General features: G+C 63.1%; 24 protein-coding genes and 1 pseudogene. 6 read left to right on the forward strand and 19 right to left on the reverse strand.

What is annotated here, in order from left to right; all coding sequences use genetic code 11:
* Positions 1-127: 127 nt before the first annotated feature.
* Positions 128-718, reverse strand: coding sequence for an NADPH-dependent FMN reductase (locus tag ACVIIV_RS27195; protein WP_456746889.1), 591 nt, complete (start codon positions 716-718; stop codon positions 128-130).
* Between the two features lie 50 nt (positions 719-768).
* Positions 769-1,716 carry a helix-turn-helix domain-containing protein gene (locus ACVIIV_RS27200; protein WP_456748839.1) on the reverse strand — a complete coding sequence of 316 codons (948 nt, stop codon included), beginning with the start codon at positions 1,714-1,716 and terminating at the stop codon, positions 769-771.
* A 286-nt stretch (positions 1,717-2,002) separates the two neighbouring features.
* On the opposite strand from ACVIIV_RS27200, the gene ACVIIV_RS27205 reads away from it, so the two are divergent.
* From ACVIIV_RS27205 to ACVIIV_RS27215, 3 genes are all read left to right on the forward strand, one after another.
* A complete protein-coding gene (locus ACVIIV_RS27205) occupies positions 2,003-3,112 on the forward strand; it encodes a DUF2336 domain-containing protein (protein ID WP_456746890.1) in 1,110 nt (369 codons plus the stop codon).
* Positions 3,109-3,438, forward strand: coding sequence for a PilZ domain-containing protein (locus ACVIIV_RS27210; protein WP_456746891.1), 330 nt, complete (start codon positions 3,109-3,111; stop codon positions 3,436-3,438). The genes ACVIIV_RS27205 and ACVIIV_RS27210 overlap by 4 nt, the downstream gene beginning before the upstream one ends.
* A 113-nt stretch (positions 3,439-3,551) precedes the next feature.
* The gene (locus ACVIIV_RS27215) at positions 3,552-4,595 is read left to right on the forward strand and encodes an HD-GYP domain-containing protein (RefSeq protein ID WP_456748840.1); all 1,044 of its coding nucleotides are present in this window, start codon (positions 3,552-3,554) and stop codon (positions 4,593-4,595) included.
* Between the two features lie 27 nt (positions 4,596-4,622).
* Here the strand turns inward: ACVIIV_RS27215 and ACVIIV_RS27220 are convergent, their stop codons facing one another.
* Positions 4,623-4,826 carry a hypothetical protein gene (locus tag ACVIIV_RS27220; RefSeq protein ID WP_456746892.1) on the reverse strand — a complete coding sequence of 68 codons (204 nt, stop codon included), beginning with the start codon at positions 4,824-4,826 and terminating at the stop codon, positions 4,623-4,625.
* Positions 4,827-4,958: 132 nt separating this feature from the next.
* Positions 4,959-5,636 carry a nitroreductase gene (locus ACVIIV_RS27225; RefSeq protein ID WP_456746893.1) on the reverse strand — a complete coding sequence of 226 codons (678 nt, stop codon included), beginning with the start codon at positions 5,634-5,636 and terminating at the stop codon, positions 4,959-4,961.
* A gap of 117 nt (positions 5,637-5,753) precedes the next feature.
* Between ACVIIV_RS27225 and ACVIIV_RS27230 the strand changes: the two genes are divergently transcribed.
* Positions 5,754-6,716, forward strand: a complete 963-nt coding sequence (locus ACVIIV_RS27230) for an alpha/beta hydrolase (protein WP_456746894.1) — start codon at positions 5,754-5,756, stop codon at positions 6,714-6,716.
* 3 nt (positions 6,717-6,719) lie between these two features.
* Here the strand turns inward: ACVIIV_RS27230 and ACVIIV_RS27235 are convergent, their stop codons facing one another.
* On the reverse strand, positions 6,720-7,184 hold the full coding sequence (locus ACVIIV_RS27235) for a cupin domain-containing protein (protein ID WP_456746895.1): 465 nt from the start codon (positions 7,182-7,184) through the stop codon (positions 6,720-6,722).
* A 200-nt stretch (positions 7,185-7,384) separates the two neighbouring features.
* Between ACVIIV_RS27235 and ACVIIV_RS27240 the strand changes: the two genes are divergently transcribed.
* Positions 7,385-7,633 carry a hypothetical protein gene (locus tag ACVIIV_RS27240; RefSeq protein WP_456746896.1) on the forward strand — a complete coding sequence of 83 codons (249 nt, stop codon included), beginning with the start codon at positions 7,385-7,387 and terminating at the stop codon, positions 7,631-7,633.
* A 211-nt stretch (positions 7,634-7,844) separates the two neighbouring features.
* Here the strand turns inward: ACVIIV_RS27240 and ACVIIV_RS27245 are convergent, their stop codons facing one another.
* From ACVIIV_RS27245 to ACVIIV_RS27265, 5 genes are all read right to left on the reverse strand, one after another.
* Positions 7,845-9,467 (reverse strand): ABC-F family ATP-binding cassette domain-containing protein, encoded by a 1,623-nt coding sequence (locus tag ACVIIV_RS27245; protein ID WP_456746897.1) that lies wholly within the window; start codon positions 9,465-9,467, stop codon positions 7,845-7,847.
* Positions 9,468-9,621: 154 nt separating this feature from the next.
* Positions 9,622-11,757 (reverse strand): glucans biosynthesis glucosyltransferase MdoH, encoded by a 2,136-nt coding sequence (gene mdoH / locus ACVIIV_RS27250; protein WP_456746898.1) that lies wholly within the window; start codon positions 11,755-11,757, stop codon positions 9,622-9,624.
* Positions 11,745-13,256 carry a glucan biosynthesis protein G gene (locus ACVIIV_RS27255; RefSeq protein ID WP_456746899.1) on the reverse strand — a complete coding sequence of 504 codons (1,512 nt, stop codon included), beginning with the start codon at positions 13,254-13,256 and terminating at the stop codon, positions 11,745-11,747. The genes mdoH and ACVIIV_RS27255 overlap by 13 nt, the downstream gene beginning before the upstream one ends.
* Before the next feature lie 240 nt (positions 13,257-13,496).
* A complete protein-coding gene (locus tag ACVIIV_RS27260; protein WP_456746900.1) occupies positions 13,497-13,712 on the reverse strand; it encodes a hypothetical protein in 216 nt (71 codons plus the stop codon).
* Between the two features lie 49 nt (positions 13,713-13,761).
* A complete protein-coding gene (locus ACVIIV_RS27265) occupies positions 13,762-14,184 on the reverse strand; it encodes a hypothetical protein (RefSeq protein WP_456746901.1) in 423 nt (140 codons plus the stop codon).
* A gap of 1,183 nt (positions 14,185-15,367) precedes the next feature.
* Here ACVIIV_RS27265 and ACVIIV_RS27270 point away from each other — a divergent pair.
* Positions 15,368-15,613 carry a hypothetical protein gene (locus ACVIIV_RS27270; RefSeq protein WP_456746902.1) on the forward strand — a complete coding sequence of 82 codons (246 nt, stop codon included), beginning with the start codon at positions 15,368-15,370 and terminating at the stop codon, positions 15,611-15,613.
* Between the two features lie 158 nt (positions 15,614-15,771).
* Here the strand turns inward: ACVIIV_RS27270 and ACVIIV_RS27275 are convergent, their stop codons facing one another.
* The 9 genes and pseudogenes from ACVIIV_RS27275 to ACVIIV_RS27315 all read right to left on the reverse strand — a co-directional run bounded on the left by ACVIIV_RS27275 (position 15,772) and on the right by ACVIIV_RS27315 (position 23,500).
* Positions 15,772-16,023: a DUF3551 domain-containing protein gene (locus ACVIIV_RS27275; protein WP_456746903.1), complete on the reverse strand. Its 252-nt coding sequence runs from the start codon at positions 16,021-16,023 to the stop codon at positions 15,772-15,774.
* A gap of 460 nt (positions 16,024-16,483) precedes the next feature.
* Positions 16,484-17,473, reverse strand: coding sequence for an ABC transporter substrate-binding protein (locus ACVIIV_RS27280; protein ID WP_456746904.1), 990 nt, complete (start codon positions 17,471-17,473; stop codon positions 16,484-16,486).
* Between the two features lie 220 nt (positions 17,474-17,693).
* Positions 17,694-18,299, reverse strand: coding sequence for a hypothetical protein (locus tag ACVIIV_RS27285; RefSeq protein ID WP_456746905.1), 606 nt, complete (start codon positions 18,297-18,299; stop codon positions 17,694-17,696).
* A 501-nt stretch (positions 18,300-18,800) separates the two neighbouring features.
* Positions 18,801-19,505 carry a GrlR family regulatory protein gene (locus ACVIIV_RS27290; protein WP_456746906.1) on the reverse strand — a complete coding sequence of 235 codons (705 nt, stop codon included), beginning with the start codon at positions 19,503-19,505 and terminating at the stop codon, positions 18,801-18,803.
* A 254-nt stretch (positions 19,506-19,759) separates the two neighbouring features.
* Positions 19,760-19,909, reverse strand: a complete 150-nt coding sequence (locus ACVIIV_RS27295; protein WP_007591825.1) for a hypothetical protein — start codon at positions 19,907-19,909, stop codon at positions 19,760-19,762.
* Positions 19,910-20,010: 101 nt separating this feature from the next.
* Positions 20,011-20,832, reverse strand: coding sequence for a tetratricopeptide repeat protein (locus ACVIIV_RS27300; RefSeq protein ID WP_456748841.1), 822 nt, complete (start codon positions 20,830-20,832; stop codon positions 20,011-20,013).
* A gap of 32 nt (positions 20,833-20,864) precedes the next feature.
* A pseudogene (locus ACVIIV_RS27305) lies at positions 20,865-21,549 on the reverse strand (substrate-binding domain-containing protein).
* A gap of 18 nt (positions 21,550-21,567) precedes the next feature.
* A complete protein-coding gene (locus tag ACVIIV_RS27310; protein ID WP_456746907.1) occupies positions 21,568-22,269 on the reverse strand; it encodes a GrlR family regulatory protein in 702 nt (233 codons plus the stop codon).
* Positions 22,270-22,465: 196 nt separating this feature from the next.
* Entirely contained in the window at positions 22,466-23,500 is a 1,035-nt protein-coding gene (locus tag ACVIIV_RS27315; RefSeq protein WP_027576323.1) for a glutamine synthetase beta-grasp domain-containing protein, read from the reverse strand.
* Positions 23,501-23,906 lie beyond the last annotated feature (406 nt).

Genomic DNA, 23,906 nt, shown 5'->3' on the forward strand with positions numbered 1-23,906 from the left:
CGATCCGGGTGAGGCGTTACAGTGTCACTGTACGCTGTGGCCCCTCACCCGGATTGCTCAGGCGCGCAATTGCGCGCCATGGCAATCCGGCCTCTCCCCGCTGGGGTGAGGTGATACGGAGCGCGTCTCAATAAGGCGGCGCCTTGCGCGCCCGCTGTGCTTTCGCCGCCTCGATCCACCACAGCAAATCGTCTGCAAAGCGTGGGAACGAGCGCTCCAGCGCCTTGCCGCCCTCGCCGATCGGCTCGCCGTCGGCCGACAGTGTCTGCGCGATCGGACCGACACCGATGGTGCTCGACACCACCACCATGCCCATCTCCGACAGCGTGCCGTGCCAGGCCGTCGCGGCGCGCGCGCCGGACAGACGGCCGGCCGAATAGCTCGCGATCGCGGCCGGACGCCAGAACCACTCTTCGAGGAAATGGTCGGTGAGGTTCTTCAGGCCGGGCTGGATGCCCCAATTGTACTCGCCGGTGACGAAGACGAATCCGTCGGCGTCGCGGATCTGCCCGGCCAGCTTCTCCAGCTCAGTGGGCGCCGAGCCCTTGGGATATTCCTTGTACATGCGGTCGAGCATCGGCAGGCCGATCGCCTTGGCGTCGATGAATTCGACCTCCTCGCCGCGACCCTGCAGCCGATTGATGACGAAATTCGCAAGGCGGATGCCCATGCGGTCGGAACGGTAGGAACCGTAGAAGACGAGAATGCGATTGCTCATGTCTGGACGGTAGCACGAAACCGGCGTCCGGCCCTACTCGATTTGTCGCACTATCGTCCGCGACCGCGGCCCAGTGTTTGTGACGGCGTCTCGCCGAACTGGTCGCGGTAGCTTCTGGAGAAATCGCTGAGATGCCAGAAGCCATACGCCAGCGCGACCGCCTTGACGCTATCGGCCCCGGCAAGAAGTCGCCTGCGCACCAGCCACAGCCGGCGCAGACGCAAATAGCGGTGCAGGCTCATGCCGCGATAGCGGCGGACGACGTCGTGCATGGTGCGAACGGACAGGCCGAGCCTGCGCGCGATCTCATCGCTGTAAATCGGCTGCGACAAGTCGTCAGAGAGCAGCGCGCGGATATCCTGGAATACCCTGAAATTCCGTCCGTCGTTGGGGCCCAGGGTCCAGCGGGCCGAAACGACGCTTTCGAAAGCCTCGTCGACGGCTCCGAGCAGGGACTCCTTCATCGCCGCGCCCTTCAATAGGAGCTCCGGTGCCTCGACGGCGCCGGACGCCTCGGCCAGCACCTGGCGAACCACGCTGCGCAGCCGGTGCAGGCCGGCCGCGGAGATCTCAAAAATCTTGAAGCTTGAGAGCGTGTGCGGCCAGCCTCGATCCCCCACCTCCGGCCTGAAAACCACTGAGGCGATCTGCCTCTGCACCTCCTCAATGGTGGTGTAGGCCGCGCCGCTGCTGCCAATGACCACGACCGGTCGCGCACGTTGCGAGCCGTTGAAGCGAATGGGTACGTTGAGGTCGTCCATCGTGAAGCCGATCGCCGTGCAATTCTCCACGAGCTGCGCGTCAACCACCCGCGGAAACGTGCGCGTCAAATTCACGTCGCAGCCGGGCAACGACAGGATTGTCTGCTCGGCCGAAATCTTTCGTACGAACGGCGTGAATTCGAAATTCAGCCCGCGTATGGCGCTTCGAAATTCGTCGACGTCTGAAAAGCGAAATGTTTTGAGTGCCGACCTGGGCACATCATCAATGCTGTTCATGGCAATAAGAAACGCGGCGTCATGCTTGACGTGCGTCCGGCCGCGTGCCGCCCCCCTTCGGTTTTTGCGTTGCAGCGAAACAATCAACTGTCCTGGTCAATTGGAGACGGGTCCAATTGAGCAGACAGGCCGGGAGGTTCATGTCCCGCCAAATTTCGATAACAGTTCCCGAAATTCGGCGGTGCATTAATACCCCGGCATTTAATTATCAAAATTAAAAATTAACGGATTTAAGGCGCAATAACGGACGTTGTACAGTCAAATTTTTTCAATTCAGGCTCCTGCCATGATGGCAAATTCGCCTGCCGATATTCTGGTCGAGTTGGAAGACGCGGTCGCAACGTGTCCGCTGGACCGCTGCACTCGCATCCTCTCCGGCATCTCGCAGCTGCTCACCGATAGCCGCGACCGGCCTCAGGAATTACTCGCCAATGTGACCGACGGCGTTCTGCTGCGATTGACAGAGCGGGTTGAGGCCAGTGCGCTGATCGATCTCAGCGCGGCGCTCGCGGAGCTCAAAGTGGCTCCGCCGAAGACCCTGCGACGTCTCGCCTCGCACCACGATCCGGAGGTCGCGTGCCCGATCTTGCTCAGGTCGCGGTCGCTGTCGGCGGCCGATCTCAAGGCGATCGCGGCCGCGAGCGGCGAACGGCAGCAATGTGCGATCGCCGCCCGCGCGCCTATCGATCCAACGGTGATCGAGACGCTGATCAAGGGCGGCGCCCGCAGCGTTTGCATTGCGCTGATCGGTAACACAGAGGCACGATTCTCCGATGCCGCTTACGTTGCGCTCGTTGCGAGATGCCTGACGGATGATGAGCTCACGAAGGCGCTCGCGCTCAGGCCGGACACGCCCGACGCAGTCATGCGGGAGTTGCTGTCGGCGTCGGCAGCTGCGAAATCCGGCATAGCGCCGAAGGCCGCCGTCTCGCCTCAAGCGGCAACGGCCGCGCCAATCGTTCCCAAGCTGCCCTGCGCGGCCGCCTATGCAAGCGCGCGCCCGGAGATCGTCGCGCTCAGCCGCATCGGCAAGCTCAACGATTCCACGGTGAACCGCTTCGCCATCCGCGGCGAGACCGCCAACCTCGTTACGGCGCTATCGGTGCTTTCGGGGGCCCCCATCGAGATCGTCGAGCATGTCATGACCGACGACGATTGCGAGGCGCTGGTCATGGCCTGCCGTGCCTCGCGGCTGAACTGGCAGACCACGTTGGCCATCCTGAGCAACCGCCGCGGCACCAGGCTTTCCTTCGCCGAGCGCGAACGCGCGCAGCACATTTTCGAGACGCTGCTTCTGTCGACCAGCCAGTGGACGGTGCGATGGGGCGAAATTGCCGCAAACGCCAACGAGAGCAGTCGGGGAAATCGCGGCGCACAGATGGGGGTTAGCCGATGAGATTCGACGGTCGCAAAGCCGCTCGCGTGAAGATGGATCACAGGCAGCCGGTCAACCTCATGGGTTCGGACGGCACCTGGCGACGCAGTTGCGTCCTGCTGGACGTGTCGCAAAGCGGCGCCAAGATCGAGGTCGAGGGCACGCTCGACGTGCTCCAGGCCAAGGAGTTCTTCATGCTGCTGTCGTCGACTGGCCTCGCCTACCGGCGCTGCGAACTGGTCTGGATCGACGGCACCACGGCTGGCGTCCATTTCGTTACCGTTGACGGCAAGAAGAAACCTGCAGGCCCAACAGCGTCTGCGCAGAACGCGGTTCAGAGCAAGTAGATCCGAACGCTCCACCCAGTGTTTCGAGTGAGACCGTGCAGCACGCGCCAACCAGATCCGGCCTCGTCAATTGTAGCGGCGGCATCCGAGAGGCAGGGACGGTTCGTCCCTTGCTGCATGTGCTGGCCGACACGTCCGACAAGCTCTCAGGCGTCTGCTCGATCCTCGAGGAAAAATTCACCGTTGCGGGCGAGCGACTCGACGCCGATTCCAAGCTGTCGCAGACGCCGGCCGCCATCGTCATCCGCGCGGAGCTGCGCGACGTCGATAATATCGCCGCCATCAAGAAGCGGGCCGGCAAGCTGGCGAAGGCCAGGAAGCGCATCTTCCTGCTCGAGCACACCTCCCACGTCTGCATTTCGCAAGCCTACGCGCTCGGGGCGACGCTGGTCCTTCCCAGCACGGTTGGCCGGACCAAACTGCTGGCGGCGTTGACCGATCCGGCCGACGGGGCGTCCGCTTCGTCAGGCGACATGACGCAACCGGACAACGCCGTCGAGACCGCGGCAACCGTTACCGCATCGATGTTCACGGCTGTGACCCTGGGCCAACCGCTTGACGTAAACGGCGCCAAGGAAGCCGGCCGCCAGATTGCCGACCGCATCGCCCAGCATGGCCTGACGGAGTGGCTCATGACGGTGCGGCGCCATCACGAAGGAACCTATCAGCATTGCCTCCTCGTGACCGGCATTACCATCGACTTCGGACTGAGCCTTGGCGTCGGCAGGGCCGACCTGGAACGTCTCTACTCGGCTGCCATGTTCCACGACATCGGCAAGGCGCGGATTCCGCTCCCCATTCTCGACAAGCCGGGCCGTCTTGATGCCGCGGAACGCGCGCTGATCGAAACGCATCCCGCCGCCGGCCACGCGTTTCTCAAGGACCATGACGGGATCTCGCCGGAGATACTCGATGCCGTACGCCATCATCACGAGTACCTCGACGGGAGCGGCTATCCCGATGCGCTCTGCGGCGAGAGCATCGGCGACATCGTACGGATTCTAACGATCTCGGACATTTTTGCGGCGCTGATCGAGCACCGGCACTACAAGCCCACCATGCCGCGCGCGGAGGCCTACAACGTTCTGTGCGGGATGAACGGGAAGCTGGAAAAGGCGCTGGTCCACTCGTTCAAACAGGTCGCGCTCACGCGGTGAGCGCGGCAGACGGGTCTCGAACGCGGCCTAATGAGTCGCGCGATAGCTGGCGCGGCGCGGGATCGACCGGCAGGCCAGCCCCTCGGCGAGCAGCTTCATGTCCTCGTGACGGCCGCTGCGAATCAGCCGGCCGAACTCTTCGGGTGTGAAAGGAAGACTTGGATCATCATCGATCTTGTGCCGCGGTCGCGGACCGAACAACCGCAGAACCAGGCTAGCCAGCCGCCGCATGTCAATTCCCTCGCGCCAGCAACAAACCTCTCAGTCCGCATATTGTTCCTCCCGCAACTTCGAGATTGCAAGAGGCCGCACGCGACACCGCACCAAAAATTTCCGCCAGAGAATAATCTCCTCTTCCGCGTGCTAATCGGCAAAACCCACGTAACGCACGAACTCGTCGTTGTGCTCGCGGTCCGAGCGAACCGCGTTCGCGGCAAAGCTGTCGTCGGGATAGCCCATCGCGACGCAGGTCATGATGACTTCGTCCTCCGGAATCCTGGCGACCTCGCGCACGATGTCGGAGCGCATGATGCCTTGCCCGTTGATGACAGAGCCGAGACCGCGATCCCACGCCGCGAGCACGATGCCGTAGCAGAGCGCGCCGAGATCGAAATGGCAGACCGCGCCCGGATCGAGCACGCGGTCATAGGTCAAGACCAACGAGACCGGCGCGTCGAACTGGCGGAAGCCGCGCAGCACCCAGTCCTGCCGCATCGGCTTGTCGTCACGCGCGATTCCCATCGCGCCGAACAGCTTCTTGGCGATGTCGACCTGCCGCGTGCGGTGCACGCCCTGGTACTCGCCATGGCTGATGATGTCGCGCTTGACCCTGGCGCCGCCGGCCATCTCCTCCATGTTGCGGCGGCGCACCTCCTCCAGCGGATGACCTGTGAGCACGTGGACATGCCAGGGCTGGGTGTTCATCGACGATGGCGCGCGCTTGGCACACTCGATGATCGCCTCGATCACCGCGCGCGGCACCGGCTCGTTCCTGAAGCCGCGCACGCTGCGGCGCGACTGGACCAGCGTTTCGAATTCCACCTCTTGAACCTCCCTGCCCGTTATCCGGCTGCATCACGGCACGACGCCGTTGCCGATACGGCGCGCAAAACCTATGCTAACGGCCAAGCAAGACCAAGAACCCCGTGAGGAAACCCCATGGCCGCACCGCTCGATCCCGTCATCGCCCAGATCATTCCGCTCATGCCGATGCGCGATCCCGCGGTCATGACGCCACAGAGCGCCCGCGATTCCTTGCGCGCACTGGCTGCCTCGCGCGCCGCCATTCCGCCGCCGCCTGTCGATAGTGTCGAGGATATCAAGGTGAAAGGCGGCGCCGGTCCGCTCGACGCACGGGTGTACCGGGCCGGCACCACGCCGGCAGCGACCGTGGTGTTCTTCCACGGCGGCGGCTGGGTAGCGGGCGATCTCGAAACCCACGACCGGCAGGCGCGCAACCTTGCGATCGAGACCGGCGCGGTCATCGTCTCCGTCGACTATCGCCGCCCGCCCGAGACGCGCTTCCCCGGCGCCTTCGACGACGCCTTCGCCGCAGTGCGTGACATCTTCGACCGCGTCGCGGAATTTGGCGGCGATGCAAAACGCCTCGGCGTTGCCGGCGACAGCGCTGGCGGCAATCTTGCGGCGACCACAGCGATCGCCTGCCGCGATGACGGCATCAAGCTCGCCGCGCAATTGCTGGTCTATCCCGTGACCGACGTGCTCGGCGCCTACGCCGATGCGCGCGAGAACGCGCGCTATCCCTCGCGCGCCGAGAATGCCGAGGGCTACTTCCTCACGCGCGCGACGATGGAATGGTTCTGCGGCCACTATCTCGCCGATTCAAGCCACGCCGCAGACTGGCGCGTGTCGCCGCTGCGGGCCGCCTCACTGGCGGGCGTTGCGCCGGCGGTCGTGACCACCGCCTGGTTCGATCCCCTACGCGACGAGGGCGCGGCCTATGCGCGGGCGCTGGAGGCCGCCGGCGTGCGCGTCAAGCACCATGAGGGCCCCGGCCTGATCCATGGCTATTTCGGCATGGGCGACGCCTCGGACGTCGCGCGCGCCGAAGCGCAGCGCGCGCGGGCCGACTTCAAGGCGTTGCTGATGCGGGGCGTATAGCCCCTAGCTGCCCCGCGCCCGCTGCGCGTCGGTATGCCCCCAGCTTTCGTCCCAATCCTGACCCGAGGCGTCGACCACGCGGCCATCGGCTTCGAAGAACTTGTTCGGCACCTGGAAGATCGCCAGGATCAAGGCGCCCTCCGGACACCAGGCGGCGTGCCGGCTGCCCGCCTCGCGCCAGATGAATTCGCCGGCCTTGCAGGCGATGCCCTTGGCCGGGCCCTCCTTGTCGACGAGCGCGCCTTCGATGACATAGCTCTGCTCGATGCCGACATGCTCGTGATCGGGCAGCACCGAGCCCGGCGCAAAGCGCATCAAGGCGGTCATCAGACCGCTACTCCGATCGAACAGCAACGTCTTGGCCTCGCACCCTGGAAAGCGCGTCTTCTGCCAGTCCATGTTTTGCGGCTGAACCAGGTGAGAATGCCGACCGGCTGATTGTTCGCCCTTCGGGATCGTGGCGTCCATCACGATACTCCCTTCATCTTGACCGAGCCGAAGCTAGCAGGATTGTCCGGCCGGGTCAGCGAGCGGTGCAACAGACGGGGACATTTGCCGATCGCGCTTGAAAAATCGGCAAGCGGACGGACGACGGCGCCGATCTTGCTTGATTGCGCCACGATTCCCGGATCCAATCCGGCCGCTATTTCTGGTTTAGGGAGACACCCATGATGAAGCGGATTTTCCTCGCAGCGATCGTTGCCGCCTTTGCAGCGGGCTCGGCCTTCGCGCAAGAAACCTGCGAGAGCAAGGCCGTCGGCAAGGACGGCAAGCCGCTGGCCGGCGCCGCCAAGACCTCGTTCCTGAAGAAGTGCAAGGCGGATGCCTGCGCACCCAAGGCCGTCGGCTCCGACGGCAAGCCCCTCGCCGGCGCCGCCAAGAACAGCTTTATGAAGAAGTGCGAGACCAGCGCGTAAGGGGCTGCGTTGCAAGAAGCTCGTGCCCCGGACGCAGCGCAGCGCTCTTCAGCGATGCGCTGCAGAGCCGGGGCCCAGGGCCCATGCCTCCACGTCCAGAAGTGGGTCCCGGCGCAGCGGCGCGTCACTGCGTGCCGCACAGCATCCGGGACATGAGATGTACCGATCTGGCCCTCGCTAGAGCGCCGCGTAATGCAGCCACCGCCCGCCACTATGATCGCAACCCCGGCGCCTCCTGCCCGGTGCGCGCGACATATTCCGTGTAACCGCCGCCGTACTGTTGGATGCCCTCGGGCGTCAGCTCCAGCACGCGATTGGACAGGACGCTGAGAAAATGCCGATCGTGCGAGACGAACAGCATGGTGCCCTCGAAATCCGACAGCGCGGTGATCAGCATCTCCTTGGTGGCGAGGTCGAGATGGTTGGTCGGCTCGTCCAGCACCAGGAAGTTCGGCGGATCGAACAGCATCTTGGCCATGACGAGCCGCGCCTTCTCGCCGCCCGAGAGCACGCGGCAGCGCTTCTCGACGTCGTCGCCGGAGAAGCCGAAGCAGCCGGCGAGTGCGCGCAAGGAGCCCTGCCCTGCCGTCGGAAACGCGTCTTCCAGCGACTGGAACACGGTGCGCTCGCCGTCGAGCAGGTCCATCGCATGCTGGGCGAAATAGCCCATCTTGACGCTGCCCCCTAACGCCACCGTGCCCTCGTCGGGCTCGCTCGCGCCGGCGACGAGCTTGAGCAGCGTCGACTTGCCGGCGCCGTTGACGCCCATGACGCACCAGCGCTCCCTGCGGCGGATCATGAAATCGAGCCCGTCATAGATGCACTTGCTGCCATAGCCCTTGTGCACGTTCTTCAAGGCGACGACGTCCTCGCCCGAGCGCGGCGCCGGCTGGAAATCGAACGCGACGCTCTGGCGGCGGCGCGGCGGCTCGACCCGCTCGATCTTGTCGAGCTTCTTGACCCGGCTCTGCACCTGGGCCGCGTGCGAGGCGCGCGCCTTGAAGCGCTCGATGAACTTGATCTCCTTGGCGAGCATGGCCTGCTGCCGCTCGAACTGGGCCTGCTGCTGCTTCTCGTTCTGCGCCCGCTGCTGCTCGTAGAACTCGTAGTCGCCGGTGTAAGTCGTGAGCGAGCCGGAATCGATCTCGATCACCTTGGAGATCACGCGGTTGATGAACTCGCGGTCGTGCGAGGTCATCAGCAACGTGCCTTCGTAGTCGTGCAGGAATTTCTCCAGCCAGATCAGGCTTTCGAGATCGAGATGGTTGCTCGGCTCGTCCAGCAGCATGACGTCGGGACGCATCAGGAGAATACGCGCCAGCGCCACGCGCATCTTCCAGCCGCCGGAGAGTTTTCCGACGTCCCCGTCCATCATCTCCTGGCTGAAGCCAAGGCCCGCCAGCGCCTCGCGCGCGCGGCCGTCGAGCGCATAGCCGTCCAATTCCTCGAACCGGTGCTGCACCTCGCCGTAACGGGCGATGATCTCGTCCATCTGGTCGGCCTTGTCAGGATCGGCCATATCAGCCTCGAGCTCGCGCAGCTCGGCCGCAACCTCGCTGACGGGACCGGCACCATTCATCACCTCGGCCACGGCGCTGCGGCCAGACATCTCGCCGACGTCCTGGTTGAAATAACCGATGGTGATGCCGCGATCGGTCGAGACCTGGCCCTCGTCGGGCAGTTCCTCGCCGGCAATCATCCGGAACAGCGTGCTCTTGCCGGCCCCGTTCGGGCCGACAAGCCCGATCTTCTCGCCCTTGTTGAGGGCGGCGGAGGCTTCGATGAACAGGATCTGGTGGCCGGCTTGCTTGCTGACGTTGTCGAGGCGGATCATGGGGTCTTTTTGGGGGGATTTTTGCGCTGCAGCGTAATAGGCCATGCGGGGCGCGAGGGGAAGCCCGGCGGGACACGGATTCCGCGCCAGGCACACCAGCGTCCTTTGGATCGACGCTCCGAAGCGACGCTTCGCACCAGCTGGCCGTCTACTCTTACCTGCCCGGAGGCAATGCAAGGACCCTCTCAAGCAGGGCGGGATGGCCAAGAACGGCGCGCAACTCCGACTTGTCGAGCCAGGCAGCGGCGTCCTCCAAGGTTTCACATCCTCCGACTTTGACGGTTGCGGTGGCAAGAGGCACGTCGACAGGGCCAAACCTGCGCGGATTGGGAAGGGATAGCGAGCCCAGATGACCGCCCAGCAGCTCCGAATCCCGGCTGAGCTGGCGTAACGCTCCGGCGATTTCGGTGGGCTCGGATGCAGCGAGTTCATTTGCACGGAGCACCACGGCAGGCGGGGTGATGGTTTGCGGCGTAGCAAAGATTCCGGGGCGCCTCAGCCGCAAGGACGTTGCGATGCCCAAGGGAATTGAAAGCAGAAGGCCCAGCGCCACCGGCGACATCCAGGCCAGTAGAGGCAAGGAAACGGCATAGGCGCTGAGCGACAGGGCCAGCCCGCAGAGCGTGGGGCCGGCGAACTTGCTATAGATTTCGCCGAGAGCAAGCTCTCCATCGCGCCGGCGCTGCACTTGCCAGCCGGCGTCTAGGCCAACGAGAATCTCCACGACGGCCTTGCTCTGGAAGATCATCATGCAGGGAGCGATCAGTGCGGAGATGAGCGTCTCGCAAACGACCCCAACAAATGCGCGCGAGCTTCCTGCAAAGCCGCTCCGCTCTTCACGATTGCTGATCACCACCAGATAAGCCAGCAACTTCGGCAGGACGAGAAGCCCCATTGTGGCGGCGAAGACCCAGGCCGCAAGGACCGGGTCCTGTTGCGGCCAGGTCGGAAACAGACTGAACCCTTTCGGAAAGTATTCCGGTCGGATGAAGTGCGCTTGCAGTGAAATGAGCAGGCCGAGCACCAGGAACAGAAGCCACAGCGGCGCGGTCAGGTAGGAGCCGATCCCCGTCAGCAGATGCAGCCTTGATACCCAGTGCAGCCCGCGCGCGGGCAAGACGGCGAGATGCTGAAGGTTGCCCTGGCACCAGCGACGGTCCCTGCCCGCAAAATCCAGAATCGAGGGCGGGACTTCTTCAAAGCTGCCGCCAATGGCTGGTGCCATATGGATCGTCCAGCCTGCACGGCGCATCAATGCGGCCTCGACAAAATCATGGCTCAGAATGTGCCCACCGAATGGTTTGCGACCACGCAGCTCCGGCAGCCCGGCCTCCGCGGCGAAGGCCTGGACCCGGATGATGGCGTTGTGGCCCCAATAGTTGCTGTCGCCGCCGTGCCACCACGCATTCCCGGCTGCGATGATGGGACCGTACATACGTGCCGAGAACTGCTGCAGCCTGCTAAACAACGTGCACGCGTTGACGACGACCGGCTGTGTCTGGATCAGTGCGGCGGCGGGATGGGCTTCCATCGCGTGGACGAGGCGGACGATCGTGTCTCCTTCCATCAGGCTGTCCGCATCGAGAACGATCATAAAGTCATAGCTTGCGCCGAATCTCCTGACCCAGTCGGCGATATTGCCGGACTTGCGCGCGGTATTGTCGGAGCGATGTCGGTAATACAGCCGATCTCCGCCGCAGGCGTGGCGCAGGCGAATGAACGCCATCTCCTCATGAATCCAGATGTCCGGATCGGTCGTATCGCTCAGCAAAAACCAGTCGAATTGCTCCCCGGCTCTCGTCGCTTCGACGGATTCATACATCGCGCGCAGCCGCGCCATGATATGATGCGGGTCCTCGTTGTAGGTCGGCAACAGCATGGCCGTCCGCGACGCTACACGAGGCAGCGGGCTCCTCGTGTCGATCGGAAGACCGGGCCGCCCGTGCGTCAGCAATACAAAACATCCAGCAAGCGATGACATGAAGGACAATGCGATCCAGGCGAGCAGCACGAGGAACAGACCGAGCAGCATCGCCTCGAGAAACGTCACGCCACCAACCTTCACGACGTCATACATGCCGTAGCCGCCTGCAAGCGTCAGGACCCCCGTTCCGGAAAAAAGGAGGAGGCGGCGAACCATCAATGCGGCACCAGGATGCAGCGGCGACCGTCTCGCTTCACTCGCGCGATCCAGCCGGCACGGCGGCATTGCAAGGGGGCTTTCAGGCGGCAAAAACGGGCTGCCAGGGGCATCGTGGGGCGGCGTGGGCGACAGCTTCAGGGCGTCCATCGATAGACCCACACTTCCGAGACCGGCTCTTCGTTCTGAGCCAGGAAGGCTCGCAGTTCGATCGCGGTTTGCCTCTTGACCACGCATTGGAAGCTCAGACGCCACCCACCTGTGATGGGATTGGGTTGCGTGACGATGTTGCTGATCTCGGCCTTTTCGGCGGTCACCACGCCTTTGATGGTCTTGGCATCGATCTCTTTGAGTTGGTCCCCCATAAGCTCCAACACGAACAGCTTGTTGTCATCGCCCCGGCTGCCAACCCCGGTGCGCGTGAATCGTGCCAGTGCCTTGGGTTTCGGTGCGTCCGGCCCCCAGTGCAGCCGATAGGTAAAGATGTGCTCGCTCTTTGCTGCCAGCGGCTGCTTCGGCTGCCAGAGCGCGGCGATGTTGTCGTGGACCTCCTCCTTGGTCGGTATCTCGAATAGCTTTACTGCTCCTTCTCCCCAATCGCCGATCGGCTCGAACCAGAGGCTTGGGCGTCTTTCGAAGCTGGATTCGAGATCCTGATAAGCAAAAAAATTCCTCTCCCGCTGCATCAGGCCGAAGCCGCCGGGATTGACGTCCGCAAAGCTGCTAATCTGCAGATCGCGCGGATTGTTGAGTGGCCGCCAGAGTTGTTCACCTCTGCCGTTGAGCATCGCAAGTCCATCCGAGTCGTGAACGGCAGGGCGGAAATCGTCGAAATCCTTGCGGTCGTTCGGCCCGAAGAAGAACATGCTGGTCATTGGCGCAAGCCCGGGATGTTCGACGTTTACGCGAGGATAGAGCGCCATCTCGACGTCGAAGACCGTAGTTTGGCCGGGCCGGATCGTGAATCGGTAGCTTGCTGCCGCGCTCTTGCTGTCCAGCAGCGCGTGCACCACGATGGAGGCGGCGTTTGGCACCGGCTTCTCCAGCCAGAACGTCTTGAAGACCGGGAACTCTTCGCCTTTGGCTTCGCCGGTATCTATCGCGAGTCCGCGTGCGGACAGACCATACGTCTGCCCTTTCGCGACGGCTCGGAAGTAACAGGCGCCGAGGAACACACAAACTTCATCATGGTAATCCGGCCTGTTGATCGGTGCATGAATGCGGAGTCCGGCAAACCCGACGTCGGCATCTCGCCAGTGCCCCAGACCGTCTCCGAAGGAGAAGTCATCGCGCCGATACGGGACCGGCATGACACTCCTGTCCGCTACCTGAAAGATGTCGACCCTGTTCTTGTAGAAAAAGCCGCGGTGGAAAAATTGCACCTCGAACGGCAGCTTCTCATCACGCCACAGCGCCTTGTCGGGTATGAAGCGAATGGATCGGTATTGGTCGTAATTGAGATTGGTCAACGCAGCCGGCAGCTTCTCGTCGGGAGGTTCGAATGGCTTGGCCGCAAGGGAGCGAGCAAGCTGGCGTACGTAGGATGGGCTGAAGGACGAGGAAGCGCCCGTCTGAGCACCCGTTGCACGCGGCAGCATGGCGGCAGCTGAAACAGCAGCCGATGCACGAAGTAATTGGCGCCGGTTCAAACTCACGTCTCCGAACGAAATCAACGTGGGAAACGGTCGATTTTCCCCGGAGTTCCCGGAAAAACGGGTGCGACAATGTCGGTCAGCACGATGAATCCGGCCGCTACCTCACTGCCGAGACGGGCCGTCGTCCCTGTCGTCACAAGCAGGCATCAGCGTCGAGCGCTACAATGAATCGCGCTGGACCATCGCGCGATATTGCTGCCACGACCGTGGCGGGATTTCATCGCGGGCACTGTTTCAGGGTTGCAGCAGGGAGAGGAGACGTTGCCGGTCCTGATCGCGGCGTCGTTGCTCTGCCCGCATTCGCTCAAGTTCGGCTTCAGCTTTGGCCGTCTCCTCATTCTGCTGCTTCAGCTCGAGAATGAGCGCCTCTTGCTCTGCGAGCCGTCGCTCCCCTTCGACGACATCGCGCTCAACCTGCCGCAGTTCATCGTATATCGCAGTCTTGTACATGTGATCCTCGAGCGGCAGTGCTGCGAATCCGCCGCAGAGTAGTTTTCCGTCAGAACAGCCGTGCCGCAACGCGCATGACTTCCAACTCAGCAGTCTTCTCGAACGTTCCGGCTGATGCCATTTTTTCCCGATCCTTGGTCCGCAGGACGAGTGACCCCAGGTTTATGCGAGAGCCGCTTTTTAGCCGGAGAGACAAGATGCTTGTCTCACGGCAGCGGTTCGTTCGGCACACAACGGGGAAACGTTGCTTGCGACGTGGTAAACCGCTGGCGGCGAGCTTGTTAGATGTCTGGCCTGTGGCCCAAGGCCGACGTTCATCCAGGCCCGCTTCATGCGGGGGCGAGGTGCTGTCCCGCTCACCGCCAAGCCAGGCCTGAATGCATGCGGATGGAATGAGCCGCCGTGGAAGATGCGGATTGATCGTGCCGGCAAAGACGGACAGGCCTTCATCGAGCTTTGCGCGCGCGAACACCTTGGCGTCGTGCTCCGTCGCACAGATTCGCGTCTCGCGCGGACTCCGCTGTCTCGGCAGGATGCCTCGCCGCTGCGCCTCAAAGGTGACTTAGCACGTTGGTATCAAACGCCATCGCCTGTCTTGATGAGTCCCTCGCACCCCGCCCAAAGATAATCGTCGCGCGTGCCGTGACGCGCGAGTTGATCCAAATCATTATTTCGGTCGGCGCGTTCATTGAGATTGCCCGAAAGCCGGACACAATTCTCTTCGGGCTCACGGGACAGCCGGCCTGCTGACCGCGGGAGCATTCGGGTCGCACCCGCGATACATGCCATGCAGTTGCTTGCCTTCGAGGAAAATGGTTCGAGACGTTAGACCTCCGCGACTGTCAAGCCACCGCCGCACTGGCGCGGGGTACATCGAATACAGCATCGAGGTTGCGCCCCGATCCGTGAAGGTGCGTCCGTTCCTGCCGAAGTCCCACGCGGCATGAAAGGCCAGTCTCGCTCTCGAGGTCACGCAAATATTGTCCGGAGCGATGGTTGCCAGGACAATCGTGCAGGCGGAGGCGCAAAGCCCGTCAATGACGACCGATTGACGCGAAGCACGCATTTTTTCGTACATTTCCACGTAGTAGGCGATCGATCCGCCGCGATCACCCGCAATGCGTACCGCGGAATGGCCCGGACCTGCGCCAGCGAGCAAGAGCATTCCTGCTAAGAAACCTGCTGCCGGAACTCTCATGTTGCTCGCTCGATGATGCGTGATGCCGATGGATGGTGTGTTGTCCCAAGCTTGCGTGAGAAGAAGAGCTTGCGTCGTTTGGCTCGAGACAAGTTTCAGACAGGCAGATCGCTGCGGACATCGGTGCAGAGCGATCGGCTTGCAACGCCAAGGACCGATCGGAAGATGACAGTCACAAGGAGACCTTGCGGCGCTTGCTCTGGAGCTGGCCGCCGAGCGGTAGCGGGACGGCGGCAGATCTGCCGTCGTCCCCCGCGCTCGTCTCAATACCGCACACCCAATTGCCGTAGGTGTCGTACGTGCAATTGCTGTAAGCGCCGTAGGCGCCATAGGCCCCGGCGGCCGCGGCTCCTACCGCCGCCGCACCTAGACCATAGGCCGCGCCCCTATATGCCCCGCGATAAGCCGTATTGCGGTACACTCCACGGGCCACTGCCGCGCGCGCCACAGGACGGCCTTGTACCGGTCGATATCCGTAACCACGCCCAGCGACGCCATACCGGCCTCCTGCAACGCGGTATCCGCCGCCTCGTACATGCGCAACCCGCGCGCCGCCATGGACCGCTCCAGCGCGCATGCCGCCACCATGAAACCCACCGCCGCCACGGCGGGCGTATGCATCGTCAGGAATAAGGCTGATCGTGACGAAAACCAGAGCGGCCAGAGCGAAGAGAAGGAATCGAAGCATGACATTCCTCCATGACTTGCAAGGGGTGCCGTGCACTGGCGAGGCGATGCCGCTCGCGGATCGGCACCCGACGAGAGCCTTTGCTTCCACTCAAATGGGCATTTGATCTAGATCAAATGTCTGCAACTTTGACTTCAGCTTTTTTTGAAGTCTTCGGGTCCGTCGTTCGAGGATCACCATTTTCGCCGGACGTGCGCGCGTTCGTCACGCGGCCAATAGGGATTCTCCAGGCACATCGCAGCAAGTCCGATCGCCGCGGCCCGGCACTGATCCCACGATGTATAGGCGCACTCGAAATACGTGCTGCCACCCCACTCCCATTTCTGAAGGCAGACGGGGCGCCTGGGATCGAAAGTTTGAGCTGTAGCCGCGCCAACCATCAAGATCGCCGCACTGCCCAGCATCAGCCAACGGAGCATGCGCATTGTCACCTCCCTTAAATGTCAGCAAAGCTTCAGGTCGACCGCCGCTCTGCTGTCGATATATGTCACCCGGCCAGAATACCCTCAAGGCAGCCGCTGGAACGAAAGCGCCACCCTGTCCGATTTGTTGCGGACCGGCGGGATATTCCCAATAGCGATGTGCGATCACAGTCACCATCAAGACGAAGAGAAGAACTAGAACTGCGCTACGAAGACCCACGCAAGCAGGATGCGACCGATGAGAATCAGAAGGTCGGCACTCCCCGTTGCGAAACCGTCAATCCGGGACGAAGGGCCGGGGCGAGCGGAATGGCATAGGTACTGCCTTATCACTTTGCCTGAGGAAGGCCCACGCGCCCGCCAACTGCCGGTGGTCAAGGTGGCGTCCGGTTTACACCTCACGGCTGACATCAGGCGTCGGCCGGAATTTGTCGCGATGGGCCAAGAGCAGACATCCGCGCAGTTATTCGATCACCTCGAACGCGGTCGCGAGCAGTGACGGCGGGATGGCCAACCCCAGCGTTTTGGCGGTCTTGAGATTGATGATCAGGTCGAACTTGGTTGGTTGTTCAACAGGCAGGTCGGACGGCTTTGCACCTTTAAGGATCTTGTCCACATAGGTTGCCGCACGCCGATGCAAATCGGCGAGGTTTGGTCCGTATGACACGAGACCTCCGCTATCGACGTAGGTTCGATCGCTGTAGACTGTCGGCAGCCGCCGATCGGCCGCCAGATCAACGATCCGCTGTCGCTCAGCGTCAAATGTCGGCGTTTGCAACACGACCAGTGCACCCGCGCTCTTCGCGGAGATTTCCGAGAAGGCTCGGTCGAACTCAGCCGGACCTTGCGCTGCGACGACTTGAACCTGCACTCCCAGTGTCTGTCCGAGGGTGGTCAGCCGCTTCTGCCTGACCTCCCAGGCGTCCTTGGACGTCGCATCCGTCTTCGAGAGAACAGCGATGAGGCTAGCCCTAGGGGCAACCTGCCTGGCCAGTTCCAGCCATTTGCCAAGCAGGTCATCGAAAACGTAGGACAACCCCGTGGCGTTGCCGTTCGGTCGCGCGAGGTTGGTGACGACGCCCTCTTCCACCGGATTGCCGACGACACCGAAAACAACAGGGATGCTCGATGTTGCCCGCATGGCGGCAAGGGTCGCCAGCGTGCCGCCTGCCGAGAAAATCACATCGACCTTTTGCGCAACCAGTTCGGCCGCGAGAGCGGGAAACCGCTCCGGCTTCCCCTCCGCCCAGCGATACTCGATCACAACATTGCGGCCCTCGGCGTAGCCAACCTCGCGCAATCCCTGACGGAATGCAGCAACCCCCGGTGCGGCCTGGATCGTCGCGCCGAAGCCGAGGATACCAATCACCGGTGTGGACCTCTGCTGCGCGCGCACCACGAGTGGCCACGCCGCCGAGCCGCCCAGAACACCGAGAAACTCCCGCCGCCTCATCGTCGCTCCTGAACACGAGAACGGCATCGTAGGGACCAATCCAGGTCGCGGGAAGGGGCGAAGTTGGCCAAACCCGATGTCCGCTCGGGATCATTAGCGCCGTTTGGAAGGTCGGCCGGTTGCTTCCGGTCTAGCCCAACGAGCCGACAACTGAGGACGCCGTTCGAAGCTCGCCTTCGGGCCAGAAGCGGACATTCGACGAAAACGCACGTCAGTCCGTTCACGGCGGCAGAAATGCTCCTGCTACTGATCCGATGACCTCGCCGCTAGCTGCCGGTTGATAGGATCGGGCGAAAATGAAACGAGATGTCAGGGGTATCTCCGCTTCGGATTGACCATCCTGGCCGATGAGTATCAATCCGGCGCCGCCATTTGCGACATTCAGAATGATCGGCTCGCCGCTCCACGTCTTGATCGGGGCCATTGCTATGATGAGGAATTCGCCGACAGGCTGGTCGAGATATTGGATACGCAATTGCGGGCCGACTTCGGCCGCAGCAAGTTCAAGGCCGAGCTGCTGGGCGCGTGCGTAAACGCTAGCCAGACCCACGGTATCGGACGTGAACCCAAGCTGCGCAGGCGATAGATCGACAAGCTCCACATTTGTCTTCCGAGAGCTAACGATGAACGTCGGCCGAGCAAGGATTTCAGCGGCCTGACCACCGACATTGCAACCCTTGCTATCGAGCTCGTTACGCAACGCAAGAGAGTCAGCGAAGGTACCTATTGTGATCGTCTTCCATGTCGCAACGTCGCGCCCGGACTTGATAGGCTGTTGCGACGCTGGGTCCGAACGCGGCTTGAGCTTCAGCTGGTTCTGCAACACATCGCGGGCTGCGCATTGAGCGGACGCGGCGCTCGCAAAGGGAATGACGCAGACCGCCCAGACTGCGGAAGCCAAAACGTAGGGGCAAACTCGCCTTGAATGGTCATTACGTGCCGCGCACCGGGCTCGGCTTCTGAAAGTAGACATGGCAAATGGCTTTTCTAAAACGGTGGACAGAAAAGCCCGCCTCCGAGTCAATGGGAAGAACGGAGGGAAATGAGTCCAATGAACATTTCCGCGGCCGACTTGAAATAAGTCCGGAGGCGGGGCCTATGGCCAAAGTAGTCCAACTTTCAAATGGCGGGCGGCAGTCCGTAAGCCTGATAGCCCGTCCGCCCCATCAGTCCTAACGGGAATGATGTCGCCGAAAGATAGCACCCGGAGCAAATCGGCTCAACGCCAAAGTCGGCTGTGGGGTCACTTGCTGACATTGGCGAGGACGACGCGTGAAGCCTGCTTCAGCTCACGAAGCCGCCATCCGACGGTGATGAGCACACGGTCCTATGCCCTTCGCATCAGCTTGAGCGAAGCTGCCAGCCGCAGACTGCGCTTGCCGGCGAGCGCGATGCCTTCGAGCTCGCCGCTGTCTTCCGTGCAGGTCCCCGAGAAGCCGATGCCCACCTCGAGGCCGCCGAACACGGGGTTCTCCCCTTTCGCCGGCGTGTGCTCCTGGTTCAGCATCTCGCCCTTCCAGCGGCCGTCTGCCGAGGAATAGGCGCCGAGATAGTAGAAGAACGCATCGCCTCCGAGTATGCGCCCGTCGATCAGCAGCATCACACCGGAGAGTCCGGCATCGATGCCATCGAGCGCGCGCAGCCTCATCCCATAGAGCCCGTTGGCGATGCCGCCCGGCCCGATCGTGCCGCGTGGCGGCAGCGCCCTATCGTCGAGCCTGGTGAGATTGGCCCAGAAATGGGCGCCCGGCATCGTGTCCGCACCGCCCTGAAGACGGATCTCGTTGCCGTACAGCCGGCCGCGAGCCCCGATCGAGGCGACGTCCGCCCCCATCAGCGGCTTGTAGCTGGGATCGAGGTTGTGCCGCTCGGTGATGACCTCGGCGCTGATCTCGCCGTCGCGCTCCACATAGGTGCCAAGATGCGCAAAGCCCGAATTGCCGCCCAGCATCTTGCCGTCATGCAGGCACATGATGCTGCGGCCGAACCCATCGTTGACGCCGTATTCAACCTTGTAGAGCCCGTCCAGCAACGTCTTGAACCCGCCAAATCGGAAAAGAATTGCCGGCTACCTAGCATCGTCGCCGCACCGAAGCCACTGGCTTTTCCGCGCAGGACCGCTCACAGGACGTTTGCCGCCATGATGTCATCATACCCCTGTTTTGCCCGACGGGTCAAATCGGTTTCGCAAAATCCGCAATCGTGTGATTTCAGTGACTTGGCTACTGTGCATGGGGTTGTTTTTCGACTTTTTGTGTCCGGCTAGCGGAAAAGGCCCTCCACCCGTCAGTGACGCTTGAAATACTGCACCTCGCGCTCGTGCTTCTCGGCGGCCGCACGGCTCCTGAAGGTCCCGAGGTTACGGCGCTTGCCGGTCTTCGGATTCACCTTGCGTGAATAGAGGCGGTATTCGCCCGATGCCAGTTTGCGGATCATGGTCGCGCTCCGTCGTGTCTGGATGTCAACGGCGTACGCGCGAGCCAGGTTCCGTCAAATCGTGGCTCTGTTCGTGAAGCGCCGCGCAATCGCGACGGCGTTCAGAAGCACAACGTGGTGACGAGCCTGCCCTGCTTGTCCTTGATGGCATAGGGGCAGCGAATGCGCTCCAGCGCCTTCTTGGCATCCTCGTCGCCGAGCGCGGCGGCGCGCTCGTAATAGGCCTTTGCGGCGTCCTTGTCCTTCGGTCCGCCGCGGCCCTCCTGTGCGAAGGCGCCCATCCGCTCCAGCGCGCCGGGATGATTTTGTACCGCCGCCTTCTCGAACAGCGCGCGCGCCGCAACGTCGTCCTTGGCACCGCCCGTGCCTTCGGACAGCATCAGGCCGAGCTGGTACTGCGCTTCCGCGTTGGTCTCGGCAGCCTTGCCGAGCAGCGTGCGCGCCTGGCCGGGGTCGGCCGGCGCGGCGCCACCTGCGCCGCCGAGCGCGGCGAGATTGCTGACGCCACGGGGGTTGCCGGCCTGCGCCGCCTTCTCGAACAGCTTTCGCGCTTGCGCCTCGTCCTTCGCGACGCCCGAGCCGGTGGCGTAGGCGACACCGAGCTCGACCATCGCCGCGCTCGATCCCTTGTCGGCCGCCTTGCGCCAGGCGGCGATCGCCTCTGCCGCTTGCCGGTTGGCCGCATGGGAGCGGCCGAGTGCGAACATCGCGCGCCGCGAGGATGGCGCGGCCTGCTTGCAGAACTTGATGGCGGTTGCGATGTCGGAGGATGCGATCTCCGTGACCCCCTTAACGTCAGCCGGCTTGTCGGGATCGCTGGGATCGGCGGCGACCCGGTCGCACAGGACGAGATCGGCCGATTGCGCCTGCGCCGCCAGGGGCACGGCGAGCGCAAAGAGGATGGCAAGGAGGTAAGTCCGCATGGTCGTCACGTTGCGTCTCCGCCTCGGCAAATTCAAGGCTCAAGTCCCGACTGGCGCAGGACGGGGGCGACCTCGCGCGATGCCAGATAGCGCAGCAACCGATCCGCGGCGGCGGCATGTTTCGCGTTCGTCAAGCAGCCGGCGGAGAATACGGCCGGCGTCTGCAATTCGCGCGGAATCGGGCCGACCACCTCGATGCCGCCGACCTGCTTCAGCTCGCTGATCTGCTGCACGGCGAGGTCCGCCTCTCCGGTCACAAGCCGCTCTGCCGTAAAACCCCTGCTCGACGATGGTGGCCTTGGCGTTGATCTCGGTCGCGATCCCCATCCGCACGATCAGCTGGGCGAAGTACACGCCGCTCGCACCGAGCCGGGAATAGGCGACGGACCGCGCCGCGAGCAGGGTCTGGCGCAGCGCAGCTTCGTTGGCGAGGTCGGGATGCACCTGCCCTGCGCGCATGGCGATGCCGACGAAGGAACGCGCCAGATCGGCTGCGCTGCCGGCAACCACGCGCCGCTCGCCGATCATCTCGTCGAGCCCTTCGCGGGTGAGGATGACGAGATCGGCGGCTTCACCCTCGCGCAAGCGCTTGAGCAGCGCCAGGGTCGGCGCGAAATCGGCATCGACGTGGATGCCGCTGGTGGCCTCGAAGGAGGAGGACAGACTGCGCATCGCGCCCATCAGGCCGAGCGTCGAGAGCACGCGGACATTCTCCATCAGCAGTTCCTGTCACGATCAGGCGCGGTGCATCAGCTTGAGCGCGGCGGTCAGGCGCAGGCTGCGCCTGCCGGCAAGGGCCGTTGCCTCCAGCACCGCCTGTTCGCCGTCGTAGCTGCCGGAGAAGCCGATGCCGACCTCGTGGCCGCCGAAGATCGGATCGTCCTTGGCCGGCGTGTGCTCCTGGTTGAGAATCTGGCCCTTCCAGCGGCCCTTCGCGGCGGTGTAGCTGCCGAGATAGTAGAACGATGCATCGCCGCCGAGGATGCGCCCCTGGTTGAGCAGCATCACACCGGTGAGTCCGCCGTCGATGCCGTCGAGCATCCGCAGATGGATCGAGTAGAGACCGTCGGCGATGCCTGCTTCGCCGACGCCGCCGGCGATCGGCACCTCGTCGTCCATGATCGGCGTCATCACCGACTGAAAGGGCACGCCAGGCAGCTCCTTGAGCTCGCCCTTGAAGCGATAGAGATCGCCGTCAGCCCAGCCCTTCGCGATCAAGGTCGCATCATCGGTGCCGGCCATGGCGCGGTAGCTCGGATCTGGGTTGTGACGGACGGTCTTGATCACGACGTCGACGCCGCTGTCGGTCTTGTCGTAGGTGCCGATATGGGCGAAGGCCGAATTGCCGCCAAGCATGTTGCTATTGCCGGCATGCATCACGCTCCGGCCGACGGCATCGCCGAGCTGAAATCTCACCTTGTAGAAGCCTTCAAACACCAGCCGTGTCCCCGGCCCTGCGCGCATCCGGTAAGCACTCTATCCCGCTTTCGGCGGCAATGGACAAGTTTCGCGCGGCGAGGTCGGCAGGACCACAGCAGCGACTGTCATCCAAATGCAAAAATCCGCCGGAGCCTTCGCTCCGGCGGATTGAGCACCAACCCGGGCCAGCCCCCCAGCCCGGGCCGGGAGGATCTTAGGCCGCGGCCTTCTTGTCGGTCGGCACGGACGAGATCGTCTTCAGGATCTGCGAAGCGATCTGGTAGGGGTCGCCCTGCGAGTTCGGACGACGGTCCTCCAGATAGCCCTTGTAGCCGTTGTTGACGAAGGAGTGCGGAACGCGGATCGAGGCGCCTCGGTCGGCAACGCCATAGCTGAACTTGTTCCACGGCGCGGTCTCGTGCTTGCCGGTCAGACGCTTGTCGTTGTCCGGGCCGTAGACGGCGATGTGGTCCATCAGGTTCTTCTCGAAGGCAGCCATCAGCGCCTCGAAATACTCCTTGCCGCCGACTTCGCGCATATAAGCGGTCGAGAAGTTGGCGTGCATGCCCGAGCCGTTCCAGTCGGTGTCGCCGAGCGGCTTGCAGTGGAATTCGATGTCGATGCCGTACTTCTCGGTCAGGCGCAGCATCAGGTAGCGGGCCATCCACATCTGGTCGGCAGCGGTCTTGGAGCCCTTGCCGAAGATCTGGAATTCCCACTGGCCCTTGGCGACTTCCGCGTTGATGCCTTCATGGTTGATGCCGGCAGCCAGGCAGAGGTCGAGATGCTCTTCGACGATCTTGCGCGCGACGTCGCCGACGTTCGAGAAGCCGACGCCGGTGTAGTACGGACCCTGCGGCGCCGGATAGCCGGCGGTCGGGAAGCCGAGCGGACGGCCGTCCTTGTAGAAGAAGTATTCCTGCTCGAAACCGAACCAGGCGCCGGCATCGTCCAGGATGGTGGCGCGCTTGTTGGACGGATGCGGGGTCTTGCCGTCGGGCATCATGACTTCGCACATCACCAGCACCCCATTGGTGCGCGCACCATCCGGGAACACCGCGACCGGCTTCAGCACGCAATCGGAGCTGTGGCCTTCGGCCTGCTGGGTGGAGGAGCCGTCGAAGCCCCAGAGCGGAAGCTGCTCGAGCGTCGGGAACGACGCGAATTCCTTGATCTGAGTTTTGCCGCGCAAATTCGGAGTCGGCGTATATCCGTCGAGCCAGATGTACTCGAGCTTGTACTTGGTCATTGAGCCTCTCTGTAGATGATGCGAAAGGTTGGGGGCCCCGGGAGGCCCCCGCACGTTTTGTACCCGGCCATCATCGGCCGGCGCTTCCCAAGCATTTAACGTGCCAAAAGGCCGCACTATGGGCGGTTTTCAACGGCGGCCGGCCTCTCCTTGCTGCCGACGGACCCTCCACGGCGCTGTGCGTCAAAGCCGCGCACCTTCGCGTGAAGCTGCACCGCAAAATCCCGCGGAAAACGCCCGATTCTAAAGCAGTGGACGTCCGCCTCAGAGGTTGCCGACTAAACGCGCATCAACGTCCGGCAATTTTCGCAAACTCTCCGGCCCCTTCCCAGCAACCTTCGGAATGGCCCATGCGTTGGTCAACGGCGGGGTGCCTTGGAGAATGCAGGAGGCCGCCTGCCTACAA

The organism is Bradyrhizobium sp. USDA 4354, assembly GCF_054060315.1.